Source organism: Streptosporangium sp. DT93, from assembly GCF_049844535.1.
Classification (GTDB): Bacteria; Actinomycetota; Actinomycetes; order Streptosporangiales; family Streptosporangiaceae; genus Streptosporangium.
Window position 1 is genome coordinate 168,024 of sequence record NZ_JBNCLF010000012.1, and the last position, 16,149, is coordinate 184,172.

At 73.6% G+C, this 16,149-nt stretch carries 15 protein-coding genes; 11 read left to right on the forward strand and 4 right to left on the reverse strand.

Translation table 11 applies throughout. The features are described 5' to 3' along the window. Positions 1-27: 27 nt before the first annotated feature. The 4 genes from ACLQ2R_RS24840 to ACLQ2R_RS24855 all read left to right on the forward strand — a co-directional run bounded on the left by ACLQ2R_RS24840 (position 28) and on the right by ACLQ2R_RS24855 (position 3,775). Positions 28-894 carry an AAA family ATPase gene (locus tag ACLQ2R_RS24840; protein ID WP_425962946.1) on the forward strand — a complete coding sequence of 289 codons (867 nt, stop codon included), beginning with the start codon at positions 28-30 and terminating at the stop codon, positions 892-894. Further along, complete coding sequence (locus ACLQ2R_RS24845) at positions 878-2,008, forward strand: vWA domain-containing protein (RefSeq protein ID WP_425962947.1); 1,131 nt, start codon at positions 878-880, stop codon at positions 2,006-2,008. Before ACLQ2R_RS24840 ends, ACLQ2R_RS24845 begins: the two co-directional genes overlap by 17 nt. After that, positions 2,001-3,107: an XdhC family protein gene (locus ACLQ2R_RS24850; protein ID WP_425962948.1), complete on the forward strand. Its 1,107-nt coding sequence runs from the start codon at positions 2,001-2,003 to the stop codon at positions 3,105-3,107. Before ACLQ2R_RS24845 ends, ACLQ2R_RS24850 begins: the two co-directional genes overlap by 8 nt. A gap of 68 nt (positions 3,108-3,175) precedes the next feature. Beyond that, complete coding sequence (locus ACLQ2R_RS24855; RefSeq protein ID WP_425962949.1) at positions 3,176-3,775, forward strand: nucleotidyltransferase family protein; 600 nt, start codon at positions 3,176-3,178, stop codon at positions 3,773-3,775. A gap of 5 nt (positions 3,776-3,780) precedes the next feature. Here ACLQ2R_RS24855 and ACLQ2R_RS24860 read toward each other — a convergent pair whose 3' ends face one another. After that, positions 3,781-4,674: an endonuclease/exonuclease/phosphatase family protein gene (locus tag ACLQ2R_RS24860; protein ID WP_425962950.1), complete on the reverse strand. Its 894-nt coding sequence runs from the start codon at positions 4,672-4,674 to the stop codon at positions 3,781-3,783. A gap of 260 nt (positions 4,675-4,934) precedes the next feature. Between ACLQ2R_RS24860 and ACLQ2R_RS24865 the strand changes: the two genes are divergently transcribed. The 7 genes from ACLQ2R_RS24865 to ACLQ2R_RS24895 all read left to right on the forward strand — a co-directional run bounded on the left by ACLQ2R_RS24865 (position 4,935) and on the right by ACLQ2R_RS24895 (position 10,904). Next, positions 4,935-5,975 (forward strand): LLM class F420-dependent oxidoreductase, encoded by a 1,041-nt coding sequence (locus ACLQ2R_RS24865; protein WP_425962951.1) that lies wholly within the window; start codon positions 4,935-4,937, stop codon positions 5,973-5,975. A gap of 121 nt (positions 5,976-6,096) precedes the next feature. Beyond that, positions 6,097-7,209: a M24 family metallopeptidase gene (locus ACLQ2R_RS24870; RefSeq protein ID WP_425962952.1), complete on the forward strand. Its 1,113-nt coding sequence runs from the start codon at positions 6,097-6,099 to the stop codon at positions 7,207-7,209. A 25-nt stretch (positions 7,210-7,234) separates the two neighbouring features. Then, positions 7,235-7,795 (forward strand): elongation factor P, encoded by a 561-nt coding sequence (gene efp, locus ACLQ2R_RS24875; protein WP_425962954.1) that lies wholly within the window; start codon positions 7,235-7,237, stop codon positions 7,793-7,795. Further along, a complete protein-coding gene (nusB, locus tag ACLQ2R_RS24880; protein ID WP_425962955.1) occupies positions 7,795-8,205 on the forward strand; it encodes a transcription antitermination factor NusB in 411 nt (136 codons plus the stop codon). The genes efp and nusB overlap by 1 nt, the downstream gene beginning before the upstream one ends. A 100-nt stretch (positions 8,206-8,305) precedes the next feature. Beyond that, entirely contained in the window at positions 8,306-9,064 is a 759-nt protein-coding gene (locus ACLQ2R_RS24885; RefSeq protein ID WP_425962956.1) for a class I SAM-dependent methyltransferase, read from the forward strand. A 55-nt stretch (positions 9,065-9,119) separates the two neighbouring features. Further along, positions 9,120-10,340, forward strand: a complete 1,221-nt coding sequence (locus ACLQ2R_RS24890) for a DNA polymerase IV (RefSeq protein WP_425963049.1) — start codon at positions 9,120-9,122, stop codon at positions 10,338-10,340. A 147-nt stretch (positions 10,341-10,487) separates the two neighbouring features. After that, positions 10,488-10,904: a DUF3040 domain-containing protein gene (locus tag ACLQ2R_RS24895; protein ID WP_386233180.1), complete on the forward strand. Its 417-nt coding sequence runs from the start codon at positions 10,488-10,490 to the stop codon at positions 10,902-10,904. A 395-nt stretch (positions 10,905-11,299) separates the two neighbouring features. Here the strand turns inward: ACLQ2R_RS24895 and ACLQ2R_RS24900 are convergent, their stop codons facing one another. From ACLQ2R_RS24900 to ACLQ2R_RS24910, 3 genes are read right to left on the reverse strand one after another with little or no spacing between them, the layout of a single operon-like run. Then, the gene (locus tag ACLQ2R_RS24900) at positions 11,300-13,849 is read right to left on the reverse strand and encodes a transglutaminaseTgpA domain-containing protein (protein WP_425962957.1); all 2,550 of its coding nucleotides are present in this window, start codon (positions 13,847-13,849) and stop codon (positions 11,300-11,302) included. Continuing rightward, on the reverse strand, positions 13,846-15,102 hold the full coding sequence (locus ACLQ2R_RS24905) for a DUF58 domain-containing protein (protein ID WP_425962958.1): 1,257 nt from the start codon (positions 15,100-15,102) through the stop codon (positions 13,846-13,848). The genes ACLQ2R_RS24900 and ACLQ2R_RS24905 overlap by 4 nt, the downstream gene beginning before the upstream one ends. Continuing rightward, complete coding sequence (locus tag ACLQ2R_RS24910; RefSeq protein ID WP_425963050.1) at positions 15,099-16,088, reverse strand: AAA family ATPase; 990 nt, start codon at positions 16,086-16,088, stop codon at positions 15,099-15,101. The genes ACLQ2R_RS24905 and ACLQ2R_RS24910 overlap by 4 nt, the downstream gene beginning before the upstream one ends. Positions 16,089-16,149: the final 61 nt, after the last annotated feature.

Here is a 16,149-nt window from a genome sequence, read left to right on the forward strand (position 1 = left end):
GTGGTGAGGACGATCGAGGCATCCGATGTGGAATCGCCCTCGAGACTGGCGGAGCTGCTCGCGGAGCAGGCGTACCTGGCGGACGAGGGGCTCGCCACGGCGGCCTTCCTGGCGCTGCGGATGGGCCGCCCGCTGCTGCTCGAAGGCGAGGCGGGCGTCGGCAAGACCGAGCTGGCCAGGACCCTGGCGACGCTGCTCGGGGCCCCGCTGATCCGCCTGCAGTGCTACGAGGGCCTCGACGCCTCCCAGGCGCTCTACGACTGGGACTTCGCCCGGCAGCTCCTGCACCTCAAGGCGGCCGAGGCGGGCGGGGCGACCGACGCCGCCCGGCTGGAGGGAGAGGTCTACGACCGGCGGTTCCTGATCGCCAGGCCGCTGCTGAAGGCCATCGAGACGCAGCCCGCGGTACTGCTCATCGACGAGGTCGACCGTGCCGACGTGGAGTTCGAGGCGATCCTGCTGGAGGTGCTCTCGGATTTCGCGATCTCCGTCCCGGAACTGGGCACGATCCGCGCCGCCCGGCCCCCGGTGGTCGTGCTCACCTCCAACCGCACCCGCGAGGTGCACGACGCCCTCAAGCGGCGCTGCCTCTACCACTGGCTGGAGCACCCCTCCTTCGAACGGGAGGTCGCGATCCTGCGCAGGAGACTCCCGGAGTGCTCGCGGACCCTGGCCGAGCAGGTGGCCGCGGCGACCGGGCGGCTGCGGGAGGCCGACCTGATCAAGCCGCCGGGGATCGCCGAGACCCTCGACTGGACGGAGGCCCTGATGGCCCTCGGCGCGCGCGAGCTCGACCCCGGCCTGGCCGCCGCCTCCCTGGGCGCCCTGCTCAAACACCGCGAGGACCACGAGACGGTGCTCGGGAACGGATTCCCCGGTGTGCCCCGCCGCTGACGGCCTCGCCGGAGACCTCTCGGAGACGGACCTGGTGCGGGTCATGACCGGTTTCGCCAGGACCCTGCGGGCCGCCGGGGTGCCCGCCGACCACGAACGCACCCAGGGCCTGCTCCGCGCCCTGTCGCACCTGGACGCCTCGCGCCCCGGCGACGTCTACTGGGCGGGCCGCCTCACCCTGTGCGCCTCGGCCGACGACCTGCCCCGCTACGACCGGGTCTTCGGCGCCTACTTCGGCGGGTGGCGGGCGGGCCGCGCGAAGCCGCCGGCGGTCACCGTCACCCGGCACACCCTGGCGCGGCCCGGAGCCGCCCCCGAGCCCGGGGACGCCGGTGAGCCCCCGGCCCTGGCGGCGACCGCGAGCACGACGGAGGTGCTGCGCACCCGGGACGTGGCCGCGATGACCCGGGCGGAGCTGGCCGAGGCGCACCGCCTGCTCGCCCTGCTCCGGGCGGGCCGGGAACGGCGCGCGTCCCGGCGCTTCAGGCCCTCGCGCCGGGGGCGTCTCGACGGCAGGGCGACGGTCCGCGAGACCCTCCGCAGGGGCGGCGAGACGCCCGGGCTCCGCCACCGCGAGCACCGGACCAGGCCCCGCCGGGTCGTGCTGGTGGTCGACGTCAGCGGTTCCATGACCCCGTACGCGGACACGCTGCTCCGTCTCGCCCACGCGCTGGTCAGGTCCGAGCCCCGGGCCACCGAGGTGTTCAGCGCGGGCACCCGGCTGACGCGGCTCACCTCCGAGCTGCGCCGGCGCGACCCGGCGGCGGCGATGAACGCCGTCTTTCGCGCCGTCCCCGACTGGAGCGGCGGCACCCGGCTGGGCGAGGAGCTCCGCCTGCTCCTGGCGCGGAGCGACGCCGCGGGCGCGACGGTGGTGATCGCCTCCGACGGCTGGGAGCGCGGCGGCGCCGAACTGCTGGGGGCGCAGATGGCCCGCCTCTCCCGCGTGGCGCACCGGGTGATCTGGGTCAACCCGCACAAGGGCCGGGAGGGCTACGAGCCGCTCACGGCCGGCATGCGGGCCGCCCTGCCCCACATCGACCACTTCGTGGCCGGACATAGCCTGGCCGCCTTCGAAGAGCTGGCGGCGCTGCTGGGAGGCACCCGTGCGTGACGTGTTGTCGCAGGTCCTGAGCTGGTGGGAGGCCGGGGAGACGTTCGGCCTGGCCACCGTGGTCGACACCTTCCGCAGCGCGCCCCGCCCGCCCGGGGCGTCCATGGCGGTGCTCGGACAGGAGGCGGAGGGCAGCGTCTCGGGCGGCTGCGTCGAGGGCGCCGTCTACGAGCTTGCCCAGGAGGTGGTCTCCTCGGGGACACCCGTGCTGCAGCGGTACGGGGTGAGCGACGACGACGCCTTCTCCGTCGGACTGACCTGCGGCGGCATCCTGGACGTGTTCGTCGAGCCGGTCTCCAGGCGGACCTTTCCCGAGCTGGGTGCGGTCGCCGCGTCGGTGCTCGGGCACGAACCGGTGGCGGTGGCGACCGTCCTGTCCGGGCCGGGCGCGGCGGGCGCCCGCCGGGTGATCTGGCCGGACCGCTCGGAGGGGTCGCTGGGCGTGGCCCGGCTGGACGCCGCGGTGGACGACGACGCGCGGGGCATGCTGGCGCAGGGACTGACGGGCGTGCGCAGGTACGGGGCCCAGGGGCAGCGGCGCCTCGACGAGCTGGCGGTCTTCGTCCAGTCCTTCGCGCCGCCGCCCCGGATGCTGGTCTTCGGGGCGATCGACTTCGCCGCCGCGGTCGCCAGGGTCGGCAAGTTCCTGGGGTACCACGTGGTCGTCTGCGACGCCCGGCCGGTCTTCACCACGGCCAAGCGCTTCCCCGAGGCCGACGAGGTGATCGTCAAGTGGCCGCACGACTACCTCACCACGGCGGCGGTGGACGAGCGGACCGCGATCTGCGTGCTGACCCACGACCCGAAGTTCGACGTCCCCCTGCTGGAGGTGGCCCTGCGCACCCCGGCGGGCTACGTCGGCGCGATGGGCTCGCGCCGCACGCACGAGGACCGGCTGGCCCGGCTCGCGCTGGCGGGCCTGAGCGAGACCGAGCTCGCCAGGCTCCGCTCGCCGATCGGACTGGACCTCGGCGCGCGTACGCCCGAGGAGACCGCGATCTCCATCGCCGCGGAGCTGATCCAGCTGCGCTGGGGCGGTTCCGGCCGCCCGCTCACCGACGGCTCCGGCCGGATCCACGGGGACGGCCAGGGAACGTGAGCACGCCGGGGGAGATCGGGGAGCGGGAGCCCGGGAGGCGGGGGTCCGGGAGGCGGGGGTCCGGAGATGTGAGCGCGCCGGGGGAGCCCGGGGAGCGGGTGAGTGCGGGCCTGCTGCTGGCCGCCGGGTCCGGTTCACGGCTCGGCACGCCGAAGGCGCTGGTGGACTTCCACGGGGAGCGGCTGGTGGACCGAGGGGTCAGGATGCTGCGCGAGGGCGGCTGCCGCACCGTGGTCGTGGTGCTCGGGGCCGCCGGCACGCCGGTGGCGGGGGCGGTCGTCGTTCACAACCCGCGCTGGAGCTCCGGGATGGGGTCGTCGCTGCGGGCGGGCCTGGAGGCGGTCCCCGCCGAGGCGGCGCACGTGGTGATCGCCCTGGTGGACCAGCCGTTCGTCGGGCCGCGGGCGGTGCGGCGGCTCGTCCGCGCCGCCGGGAGGGGCGCCTCGGTCGCCGTCGCCACCTACGCGGGGGAGCGGCGCAACCCGGTGCTGATCGCCAGGGAGCACTTCGCGGAGGTCGCCCGGCTCGCGACCGGCGACACCGGCGCCCGCCCCTTCCTGAGGGCCCACGCCGGGCTGGTCGTCGCGGTGCCCTGCGACGACGTGGCCGACCCCGCCGACATCGACACCCCGGACGACCTGGACGCCCTGCGCGCCCGCCCCTCGTGAGGCGGTCAGGCGGCCAGGCGCAGTGAGGCGACGGCGGCGCGGTGGTCGCTGCCCGCGGCGGGCTCGACGCTCGCGGTGGTCGCGGTCATCCCCCGGTAGAGGATGTGGTCGGGGCGGGTGACCGGGAAGGCGGCGGGCCAGGTGAAACCGAACCCCGCGCCGGCCTCCTGCTGGGCGTCCGAGAGCGGCGGCACCAGGCCGCTCCGCTTGCGGTCGGTGGTGGCGGTGTTGAGGTCGCCGAGCAGCAGCAGGTGCGGGCTCTCGTCCTTGTCGATCATCCGGCGCGCGTAGGTCAGCGTCTCGTCGCGCAGGTCCGTCTGGCCGGGCCGGGCCGAGGCCAGGTGCATGACGTAGACGGTGACCCTGCCCCTGGGGGTGACGACCACCGCGCGCAGCGCCCGCGCCCAGTCCAGGCCGATGTCGGCCTTGCGCGCCTCGGCGATCGGGAAGCGGCTCCACAGGCCGACCGTGGCGATCCGGTAGCGGTGCGGGAACCGGTCGTTGAGGACCTCCGCCGCCGGGCCGCCCGGGGTCAGCTCCTGCACCGCGACCAGGTCGCGCCCCTCGGAGACGGACCGTACGGCGTCGGCCGAGTCGCCGTTGGTGGCGCCCACGTTGAGCGTGGCGACCGACAGGTCGCTGGGACCGCCGGGCGGGGTGCGGAGCATCGCCGGGCCGAACATCACCGCCCACACGGTCGCGGGGAGCAGCGCCGTGAAGATCACCTGCCAGGACCGGGTGGCCAGCGCGAGGACGAGCAGGACGGGGACGGCCGCGCCGAGCCAGGGCAGCAGGCTCTCCAGCACGGGGGTGAACCCGCCCAGCTCCGGCAGGAGCCGGTGCCCCCCGAGCGTCAGGGCCAGCGTCCCCGACGCCACGATGATCGATCGCCTCAGCACACCGCTCCTCGTCCGTTTCCGCCAGGTCCCGTCCGGGACCTGCCGGGTCCTACCGAGTCCTGCTGATACAGCCCGGTTCCACCGGGTTCTGTTGGGTTCTACCGGGTCGTGCCTGGGCTCCCTACCCCGGGAATGCGTAGGCTACCGGCCCGGCGACGGTGGCGGGGGGCTTGGTGCGCGGGCGGTGAGTCGATAACCTTTGTTGCCGAGACAACGGAACAACATTCGGTTTCGCCGGGCTGCGGAAGGACGATCTCACCATGCGTATCGGTATGGCCCTGAACTACTCCGGAGGGTTCAAGGAGACGGTGGCCGCGCTGGCCGACTACGAGAGCGCGGGACTCGACATCGTCTTCGTCGCCGAGGCCTACAGCTTCGACGCGGTCAGTCAGATGGGGTACATCGCCGCCAAGACCGAGAGGCTGCAGATCGCCTCCGGCATCCTGCCGATCTACTCCCGCACCCCGGCCCTGCTGGCCATGACCGCGGCGGGCATGGACTACGTCTCCGACGGCCGGTTCACCCTCGGCCTGGGCGCCTCGGGGCCGCAGGTCATCGAGGGCTTCCACGGCGTCCCCTACACCGCCCCGCTCGGCCGTACCCGCGAGGTCATCGAGATCTGCCGCCAGGTGTGGCGGCGCGAGCGCCTGACCTACGACGGCAGGCACTACACGGTCCCGCTACCGGCCGACCGGGGGACCGGCCTGGGCAAGCCGCTGAAGCTCATCAACCACCCGGTCAGGGACCGCATCCCCATCGTCGTCGCCGCCATCGGCCCCAAGAACGTCGAGCTGTCCGCCGAGCTCGCCGAGGGCTGGGAGCCGATCTTCTACGTCCCGGAGAAGGCCGCCGACGTGTGGGGGGCCGCGCTGGCCGCGGGCAAGGCCAGGCGCGACCCGTCGCTGGGCGAGCTGGACGTGATCGCCCAGGCGCCGCTGGCCATCGGCGACGACGTCTCGGACTGGCTGGAGCTGGGCCGCCCGATGGCCGCCCTCTACATCGGCGGGATGGGCGCCAAGGGCAGGAACTTCTACAACGACCTGGCCCGCCGGTACGGCTACGAGAAGGAGGCCGAGCAGATCCAGAACCTCTACCTCGACGGCAGGAAGGACGAGGCCGCCGCGCTCGTACCGGACGAGCTGCTGCACAGGACCGCCCTGATCGGCTCCGAGGGCCACGTCCGCGAGCGGCTGCAGGCCATGCGCGAGGCGGGCGTCACCACCGTCAACGTCAGCCCGCTGGCGCGCACCCACGAGGAGCGCGTCCGGCTGATCGAGCGCGTCAGGGAACTGGCCGCCTGATCCCCCGGGCCGGTGGCGCGCGACCCGGGCGGCGTCCGCGCCACCGGGCCGTGCGAGCACGCCGGGCAGGGCGGCGGTTGCGAAGGCGACATCGGGCATAGCGGTCAATAGCATGCCTACCATGACCGCCCTTCACGCCCGGCGCCGCGAGAACCTCGCCGCCCTGCTCCCCGCTCACGAGGCGGACGCGATCCTGGTCACCCACGCCGTGAACGTGTACTACCTGACCGGCCTGGCCAGCTCCAACGCCGCCGTCCTGGTCCGGGGCGACGCCACCGCCACCCTGGCGACCGACTCGCGCTACATCGGCGCGGCCCGGAGCGTCTGCGACGACATCGAGGTGATCGAGGAACGCGACGTCGCCGGCGCCCTGCTCGCCGCGGAGGGCGGGACCGGCGGGAGCGGCCGGACCGGTGGGAGCGGTGGGAGCGGCCGTATCGGCATCGAGGCCGAGCATCTGTCCGTCGCCGCCTACGTCCGGCTGGGCGGCGACCCGCCCCGCCTGTCGGAGGCCGTGGAGTCGGTGCGCACCGTCAAGGACGAGGACGAGATCGCCCTCCTGCGCACCGCGTGCGAGATCACCGACCGGGCCTTCGAGGCCGTGCTGCCCGCACTGCGCCCGGGGGCGACCGAGAGGGAGATCGCCAGGGCGCTGGAGCGGCACATGGCCGGCCTCGGCGCGGAGGCCCCGGCGTTCGAGGCGATCGTGGCGAGCGGGCCCAACGGCGCGATCCCGCACCACGCCCCCTCGGACCGCCCGCTGGAGCGCGGCGACCTGGTCACCATGGACTTCGGGGCCCGCTACCGCGGCTACCACGCCGACATGACCAGGACCGTGGCGATCGGCGAGCCCTCCGGCTGGCAGCGCGAGCTGTACGACCTCGTCCGGGCCGCCCAGGCCGCCGGCGTCGAGGCGCTACGCACCGGCACCGCCCCGCACGAGGTGGACGCCGCCGCCCGCGACCTGATCACCGGGGCCGGGTACGGGGAGTTCTTCACGCACGGCCTCGGCCACGGCGTCGGGCTGGAGATCCACGAGGTGCCGTTCCTGTCTCCGCGAAAGCCGGAGCGCGACCACGGGCACGCTAGACTAGAGGATCGAGTTCCGATCACCGTCGAGCCCGGGGTGTACCTGCCCGGCAGGGGCGGCGTGCGCATCGAGGACACTCTCGTGGCGCGCGACGGCGGGCCGGAACTTCTCACACGGACGACCAAAGAGCTGCTCGTCCTTTAAGAGCGGCCGTACGCAGGAGAGACTAGTGGCGACGACGAACGACCTCAAGAACGGCCTCGTGCTCAAGCTCGACAGCGGTGAGCTCTGGGCTGTCGTGGAGTTCCAGCACGTCAAGCCCGGCAAGGGCGGCGCGTTCGTCCGCACCAAGCTCAAGAACGTGATGTCGGGCAAGGTCGTCGACAAGACCTTCAACGCGGGCGTGAAGGTCGAGGTGGCCAACGTCGACAAGCGCGAGATGCAGTTCTCCTACATGGACGGCGACGACTTCGTCTTCATGGACACCGAGACCTACGACATGATGCACGTCTCGCGGGTGGCGGTCGGCGACTCGGCCAACTACCTCCTGGAGAACATGCTCGCCACCGTGGCGATCAACGAGGGCAACGTCCTCTACGTCGACCTGCCCGCGGCCGTCGAGCTGATCGTCTCCGAGACCGAGCCCGGCCTCCAGGGCGACCGCTCCACCGGCGGCACCAAGCCCGCGACGCTGGAGACCGGCGCCGAGATCAAGGTGCCGCTGTTCATCACCACCGGCGAGAAGGTCAAGGTCGACACCCGCACCGGCGATTATCTCGGCCGCGCCTGATGTCGGCACGGGGCAAGGCGCGCAGGCGCGCGCTGGACATCCTCTTCGAGGCCGAGGCGCGGAGCGAGGACCCCAGGAACGTCCTGGCCGAGCGCCTGGAGCGGGCCGAGCCGCCCGTGAACGAGTACACCACCACGATCGTCGAGGGCGTCTGCCGGCACCGGTCGCGCATCGACGAGCTGATCACCGCCTACGCCGAGGGCTGGACGCTGGACCGCATGCCCGCGGTCGACCGCAACCTGCTGCGCGGCGGCACCTACGAGCTGCTGTGGATGCCCGACGTCCCCGAGGGCGTCGTGATCAGCGAGTGGGTCAGCCTGGCGTCGGAGCTGTCGACCGACGAGTCGCCGCAGTTCGTCAACGGCCTGATGGCCCGCTTCAAGCAGCTCAAGCCCTCCTTGGTGCTCTAGCCGTGCCCCGCGGGGAGCCGTTCACCCCGGCTCCCCGCCCCGCACCGGGCGGTACGCGGCGTAGGCTGGACTCGTCACCGTAGGAGGAGGCGATCTGAAGTTGCACGCCGTAGGCATCTCACGGCAGACGGGTACCCCGGCGGTCCGCACCGCGGTCGTATGGGACGCCCTGAGCGCCGTGCTGGCCGAGCGGGCGGCCGCGACGGGCCGTGAACGACTGGACATCGTCGACGCCGGGGGAGGCACGGGCGGTTTCGCCGTCCCCCTGGCCGAGCTGGGCCACGCCGTGACGGTCGTCGACCCCAGCCCCGACTCGCTCGCCGCCCTGGAGCGCAGGGCCGCGGAGGCCGGGGTGAGCGTGCGCGCCCTGCAGGGCGACGCCGCGGACCTGGGAGAGCTGCTCCCGGCCGCCGGCGCCGACCTGGTGCTCTGCCACAGCGTGCTGGAGTACGTGGACGACCCGGCCGGCGCGGTGACGGCCATGGCCGGGCTGCTGCGTCCCGGCGGCGTGATCAGCGTGCTCGCCGCCAACCCCCTGGCCGCCGCCCTGCACCGTTCCATCGCGGGCCGTTTCGACGAGGCCCGCGAGGTGCTCGCCGATCCCGACGGGCGCTGGGGCGAGAAGGACCCCACCCCCCGGCGCTTCACCCGGGAGAGCCTGGAGCGGCTCCTGGCCGGGACCGGCTTCGTCCCCGGCGAGGTCCACGGCGTGCGGATCTTCGCCGATCTGGTGCCCAGCAGGCTGCTGGACGGCGAGCCCGGAGCCGCCCGCGCCCTGGTGGCGCTGGAGCAGGCGGCGGCGGCACACCCCGTGCTCCGCGACATCGCGACCCAGCTGCACGTCCTCGGACAGCGGTGAACGCCGCGTCGAACGCGTGTTCCCGTAGAATGACGTCGTGTCGAGAAAGCAGCAGATGCCGCGCCCGGGTCCGGACCTGGGCTCGGACGACGCGGGCTGCCCGATCCTGCACGTCGACATGGACGCCTTCTACGCCGGCGTCGAGCTGCGGACACGTCCCGAGCTTCGCGGCAGGCCCGTCATCGTCGGCCTGTCGGCGGGCCGCGGGGTGGTGCTCAGCGCCACCTACGAGGCCAGGGAGTTCGGGGTGCACTCGGCCATGCCCATGACCCGGGCCCGGCGGCTCTGCCCCCAGGCGGTGATCCTCCCGCCCAGCCGCGACACCTACGCCGAGGTCTCCCGGGAGGTCATGGAGATCTTCCGGAGTTTCACCCCCGAGGTAGAGCCCATCGCGTCCGACGAGGCGTTCCTGGACGTCTCCGGGGCCCGCAAGCGGCTGGGCCGCCCGGTGGAGATCGCCGCGATGATCCGCGAGCGGGTCGTGCGCGAGCAGGGCGTCACCTGCTCGGTCGGGGTGGCCTCCAACAAGTTCGTGGCCAAGCTCGCCTCGCGGCACGCCAAGCCCGACGGCCTGTTCGTGGTGCCCGCCGGCAAGGTGGTCGACTTCCTGCACCCGCTGCCGGTGGCGGCGCTGTGGGGCGTGGGGGAGCGCACCGAGCAGTCCCTGGCCCGGCTCGGCATCGCGACCGTCGGCGACCTGGCCGCGGTCCCGACGGACACCCTGCGGCGCGAGCTGGGGCAGGCGGCGGGCACGCACCTGGCCGAGCTCGCCTGGGGGCGCGACGAGCGCCCCGTCACCCCGCACACGCCGGACAAGAGCATCGGCGCCGAGGAGACGTTCGCCACCGACATCGGCGACCCGGCGCTGATCCGCCGGGAGCTGCTGCGGCTGTCGGAGCGGGTCGCCGCCCGGCTCCGGCGGTCCGGGGTCGTGGGCCGTACGATCAGCGTCAAACTGCGCCGGGCCGACTTCACCACCCTGTCGCGCTCCCGCAGCCTGCACGACCCCACCGACGTCGCCAAGATCGTGTACGACGTCGCCTGCGATCTCTACACCGCCTCCGGCCTGGAGGACGTCCCGCTGCGGCTGGTCGGCGTGCGGGTGGAGAACCTCGGCCCGGCCGAGGGCGCGACCCGGCAGATGGGTCTCGGCGAGCGCGAGACCGGCTGGCGGGAGGCCGAGCTGGCGATGGACCGGGCGACCCGAAGATTCGGCCGGAACGCGGTGCTCCCGGCCTCCCTTGTCCGCCCGCCGTTTGATGGAATGGAACCATGACGTCGCCTCCGGTTTGGACTACGTTGGACGTTTTCTTTCGTCTACGTCTACAGCCTCGTATTCTGGGGATAACCGACCGCGAGGTTCGGACACCCCGTGTCGTCCGTCACCGTCTACCCCGTCCTGGGGCTGTCCTTGGGAGGCGCCGTGCCGCTCTCTGAGCACGAGCAGCGCCTGCTCGACCAGATCGAGCAGGCCCTCTACGCCGAGGACCCGAAGTGGGCCAATACCGTCAGGATCAGTGATCCACGCAGCCACTACAGGCGTCGTCTGGTGAAGGCCGGTATCGGCTTCATCCTGGGCATCGTCCTGCTGATGGTCGGCGTCGTGATCAACAACGTCCTGCTCGGCATCCCGCTCGGCGTCGGCGGCTTCGTGGTGATGCTCGCGGCCTGTCTGTGGGGCCTGTCGAGCTGGAAGCGGATGAACGGGTTCGGTGAGGCCGGTCCGGCCGCTCCGACCGATCAGCCGCCCGGCAAGACGGGCGGGCGCAGGTCCGGCGCCCGTCAGAGCTTCATGGAACGCATGGAGGAACGCTGGCGCCGTCGTCACGACGAGCGCTAGACCGCCGGGACCCGCCGCCCACGGTGGCGGTCCCTCCCCGGCGACATCCCCCTTCGGCATGCGGTCAGGTTCCGCCTGCCCCCGCCCGTGACGTTCCCTTCCGCGTGCCCGGCCGGTCCCTCCTCCGCGGCGCCCTTCTCCCGCGCGCCCGGCCCGTCCCTTCTCCTGCGTGCCCGGCCGGTCCCTCCTCCGCGGCGCCCTTCTCCCGCGCGCCCGGCCCGTCCCCGCTTGGCTCGCCTCCGTGTGCCCGGCCATCTCCCGGGTGCCTGGTTCCCCGCCCCGCCCCGCCCCGCCCGTCTCCCGGCTCCGCCGGGTTCACCGCCCGTGGAAAAGCGTCCGGCCGCTCCCCCCTGAGGGGAAGCGGCCGGACACCCGTGGAGCCGGAGGGCCGGGGCTCAGACGCCCTTCCTGGCCGGCCTGCGCAGCCGGATGTTCTCCAGCAGGTCGAAGCCGTCCAGCACCCGCCCGCCCAGCGCCCGCATCCGCAGGAGCGTCGAGGGGGGCAGCAGCACCGCCCTGATCCGCCGGCCACGGCTCACCGTGGCCGCCAGGGCCCGCCGCACCCTCGGCAGGTCCTCGCGGAGCGTGCCGATCTCCCCGCCGCTGCGGGCGTAGAGCATCCGCTCCACCGCGGCGGCGATCCTCGCCAGGGCGGCGGCGGCCTCCGGGTCGAACGCGTACTGCCGGGCCAGCCGCCTGGCCAGTGAGCGAGGGCTCTCGCTCGGCTCCCGCGACATCCCGTAGTCGCACAGGGCGTCGTCGAGCTCGGCCCAGGCAGCCACCACCGCGGGCTCCCTGCGGGCCCCGCCCGTCGTGACCCTCTCCTTCACGGCCGTGCCCGCCGTGCCCGCCGTGCCCGCCGTGCCCGCCGTGCCCGCCGTGGCGCCGGCCGCCGCGTTCTCGCTCGGCAGGCCCCTTTCGGGAGCCCCGCCGCCGGGCCGGTCCCCGGGACCCGCCCCATGGTCCCCGTCCCCGGCCGAGGGGGCCGGCCGGGAGTAGAGCCTGCTGCGCCGGGCCCGCAGCTGCCAGCGGATCAGGGCGGGGATCAGCGCGACCAGCAGTGCCACGGCGATCCCGATGCCGATCTTCCCGGCGATCGGCACGCCCTCGTCCAGGGGCGTCACCACGCCGCCGAGGTCGCGGTCGAGCGTCCGGTCACGGCGGTTGGCCGAGGCCCCGCCCGACGCCTCGGGGCCGCTGGAGGTCGCCGAAGGGGCCGCGCTCGGCTCGCTGCTGGCGGCCGGAGCCGCCTGCTGCCGGGTGTAGTCCGGCACCGTGGCGCTGCCCTGCCCCGCCCCGCCCGCCGGGGTCGGCTCGAAACGGAGCCACCCGGTGCCCTCGAAGTACAGCTCGGGCCAGGCGTGCGAGTCGTGGGTGCCCACCTGCCACGCCCCGGAGGCGTTCCCGCCGCCGGTGTAGCCGATGGCCACCCGGGACGGGATGCCCAGGACGCGCGCCAGCACCGCCATGGAGGCGGCGAACTGCTCGCAGTACCCCGTCCGGTTGCGGATCAGGAAGTTGGTCAGCGCCGGCCCGTCGTGCCCCTGGGTCGACAGGTCGTAGGTGAACCCGCCGTCGTCGGTGAAGAACCTCTGGAGCTGGATCGCCTGCTCGTACGCGCCGGCGCCGCGCTCGGTCACCCGGGTGGCGAGCTGCCTGATCTCGCCGGGCAGGTTCTCCGGGAGCGCCAGGTAGCGCTCGGCGATCGCCTCGGACGGCGGCCCCGCCGCCCTGAGCCGCTCGACCGCGGTCCTGGGCTCACCGGTGACCACCCGGTACGTCAGGCCCTCGGCGGTGTCACGGGTGGAGAAGACCATGAGCGTGTCGCGGTCCGGCCGCCAGTCGCCCTCGGCCGTGACCCGGGTGGCCGGATACGGCAGCGGCAGGAAGCTCAGCCTCCTGACCTGGTCGCTCACGGTGACGTCGAGCGTGGCCGAGGTGACCTCCAGGCTCGGGCTCTGGCCGGGAGGGGGCGGCATGGGCGCCTCGGACGTGCGGTCCTCGGGACGTCCCTTGGGCTCCGACATCGTCCACTGCTCGCCGTCGAAGACGTCGAGCGAGTACATCCGCAGGTAGCGCGAGTTGCCGTCGCTGGCCCGGTAGGTCAGCACCGTGGTGTTCTCCGGCAGCGAGAGCTGGCCGCGCAGGTTGACGATGGGGTTGGGGATGCTGACCGAGTTGCCGCCGCCCCTGCCGTTGCCCACGCCGAACGAGAAGAACGGGTCGGGCTCCAGGGTGGGCAGCAGCGCCGGCAGCAGGACGGCCAGCGCGACCGCGGTGAACCCGATGCGCTTGCCGGACAGCCGCAGCGGCCCGGTGTCGGAGGCGGCCGGCCGCGCGGTCGCCGTGGCCGACATCCGGCGCACCAGCACCGCCCGGCCCCAGTGGCTGACCCGCTCCCGGCCGTCGGCCACGAGCAGCCCCAGGTATCCCGCCGCCCCGGAGATGAACGCCGGCCAGCCGATCGGCTCGGCGATCACCGCCGCCGGGACGGTGAACAGCGCCAGCAGCGGCAGCCCGGCGAGCGCGGCCCTGTGCAGCCGCGCGGCCAGCAGGTCCACGGTGATCGCGATCACGCCGACGCCGCCGCAGGTGAGCAGGACGATGCCGGTGCTGTCGGGCACGGGGGCCGCGAACCGCTGGATGTCGGCGAAGCCCGTGGTCAGCAGCTCGGCCAGCCTCAGCATCGAGTCCGTGGTCGGTACCAGTCTGCCCCACGCCTCGTCGGCGGTGAAGGCGGCCGTCAGGTAGACCCACAGCCCCAGCACCTGCACCGGCGGCACCAGCCAGCCGGGAAGCGCGTAGTACCCGGCGGCCGTGCCGATCCCGGCCACCGTCAGGATGGCCCCCAGGCTCGCCCAGAACCAGTCGCCCCCCTGGAACAGGGGGTAGAGGGCGATCGCGACCGCCCCCGTCGCCAGCCCCGAGGCGATGGGAAGTCTCATATGTCACCTCTGCTCGCTGCGAACCTGCCGCCCCGCGCGGCCTCCTGCCAGATGCTCGCGACGGAGACGCCGGCGGGCAGGCGCAGGACGCGCCAGCCCGTACCGACGAGGATCGACCGCGCGGCCTGGAACTCCTCGTTCTCGCCGAGTTCGGGCTGCTCCCATCCGGCCACGTCCAGCATCACGGCCACGCCGGTCACGTTGCCGTGCCTGGCCCGGGACAGCTCCCGGGCCTGCTCCAGGTCCAGATAGCCGAGCACGGCCACGATCAGGCCGTCGCCGCCGCCCTGGCGCAGCGCGCCGACGCCGAACTCCAGCGACCGGGCGGTGCCGGACCGCACCACGGCCAGGGTGTCCAGCAGCGACCGGCTCAGCCCGCCGTCGGTGAGGTGCTCGGCCCCCTGGTCGGTGACCAGCCGCAGGCCCAGCCCCTCGTGGGCGAGGTGCACGCCGATGGAGGCCGCGACCGAGACCGCCGTCTCGAACGACGAGCGCGGGCCCTCGCCGCGGTGGGCGTAACGCCGGGTGTCCAGCAGCAGCGCTCCCCGGCTCTGCCACTGCTGCTCCTCGCGCCGCACCATCAGCTCGCCGCGCCTGGCGGTGGAACGCCAGTGGACCCGCCTCAGGTCGTCGCCCTGGCGGTACTCGCGGGGGGCGACGTCGTCGTCCCCGGCCGCGGCCACGCTCCGGGTACGGCTGTCGCCCCCGCCGCTCCACTCGCCGGCCAGCCGCACGTGCGGCAGGGCCACCACCTGCGGCGTCACCACCAGGGTGTCGCTGATGGTGAACGACCTGGTCAGCTCGACCAGGCCGAACGGGTCGCTGATCCTGATGGCCAGCGGCCCGATGGTGAAGCGGCCGCGCAGGTCGGAGCGGACCCGGTAGTCGATCTCCCGTACGCCCCGGGCCTCCACCCGGTCGAGGACGAACCTGGGCCGGGCGCCCAGGGCGTAGGGGACGGTGTCCTCGATCATCAGCAGGCCGGTCGGCAGCCGGGTGACGTTCTCCAGGCGCAGTGTCACGGTGGCCTCGCTGCCCACCTCGGCCCGCGGCGGGTCCAGGCGCCGCGCGCAGCTCAGCCGGTAGCGGGTCCTGGCGACCACCATGGCCGCGAGCAGCGGCAGCGCCACGACCAGCACGCCGATCCTGAGCAGGTCGTGCTCGCCGAGGACGAAGGCGCACAGCAGGGCCGCGGCGCCGGACGCCAGGAAGGACCGGCCGCGGGCGGTGAGCGCCTTGAGGCCGGAGGTCACCGCGGCTGGGCCTCGGGAACCGGGACCCGGCGCACCAGGTCGGCGATCACCTGCTCGGGGGGGCGGCGCTGTCCCTGGGCCTCGACGCTGGGCAGCAACCGGTGCGCCAGCACCGGGACGCACAACTCCTGCAGGTCGTCGGGGATGACGTAGTCGCGACCGGCCAGCGCCGCGTGCGCCCGCGCGGCCCGCACCAGCTGCAGGGTCGCGCGCGGGGAGGCGCCGAGCCTCAGGTCGGGGGACTGGCGGGTGGCGGTCACCAGGTCGATCGCGTACATCTTGATCGACTGGGAGACGTAGACGGCGCGCACCGCGTCGATCAGGGCCTTGACCTGCTCGGTGGTGGCGACCGGCTCCAGCTTGTCCAGCGGGGAGGCGGCGCCGTGCACGTCGAGCATCTCCAGCTCCGCCGACGGGGCGGGGTAGCCCATCGCGATCCGGGCGGTGAAGCGGTCGCGCTGGGCCTCGGGGAGGGGGTAGGTGCCCTCCATCTCGATGGGGTTCTGCGTCGCGATCACCATGAAGGGCGAGTCCAGCAGGTAGGTCTCCCCGTCCACGGTGACCTGGTGCTCCTCCATGCACTCCAGCAGCGCGGACTGGGTCTTCGGCGAGGCCCGGTTGATCTCGTCGCCCACCACGATGTTGGCGAAGACCGGGCCGGGCTTGAACTCGAACTCCATGGTCTGCTGGTTGTAGGCGCTCACCCCCGTGATGTCGCTGGGGAGCAGGTCCGGGGTGAACTGCACGCGGCGGACGGGGCAGTCGATGGATCGCGCCAGCGCCTTGGCGAGCATCGTCTTGCCGACTCCGGGCACGTCCTCGATGAGAAGGTGGCCCTCGGCGAGCAGTACGGTCAGGGTCAGGCGAACCGCGTCGCTCTTGCCCTCGATCACCGATTCGATCGACTCACGGATCCGGTGCGCGGTGACGACGAGATCTTCGAGCTGCGGTGAGACGTCATGGGTTACTGCCACCCAGGCCTCCATGAAGGTGCGGCGGTTGCGCGCCGGGGGGTTCTGTCGCGGGATCTTTGCGATCCCCTTGCTC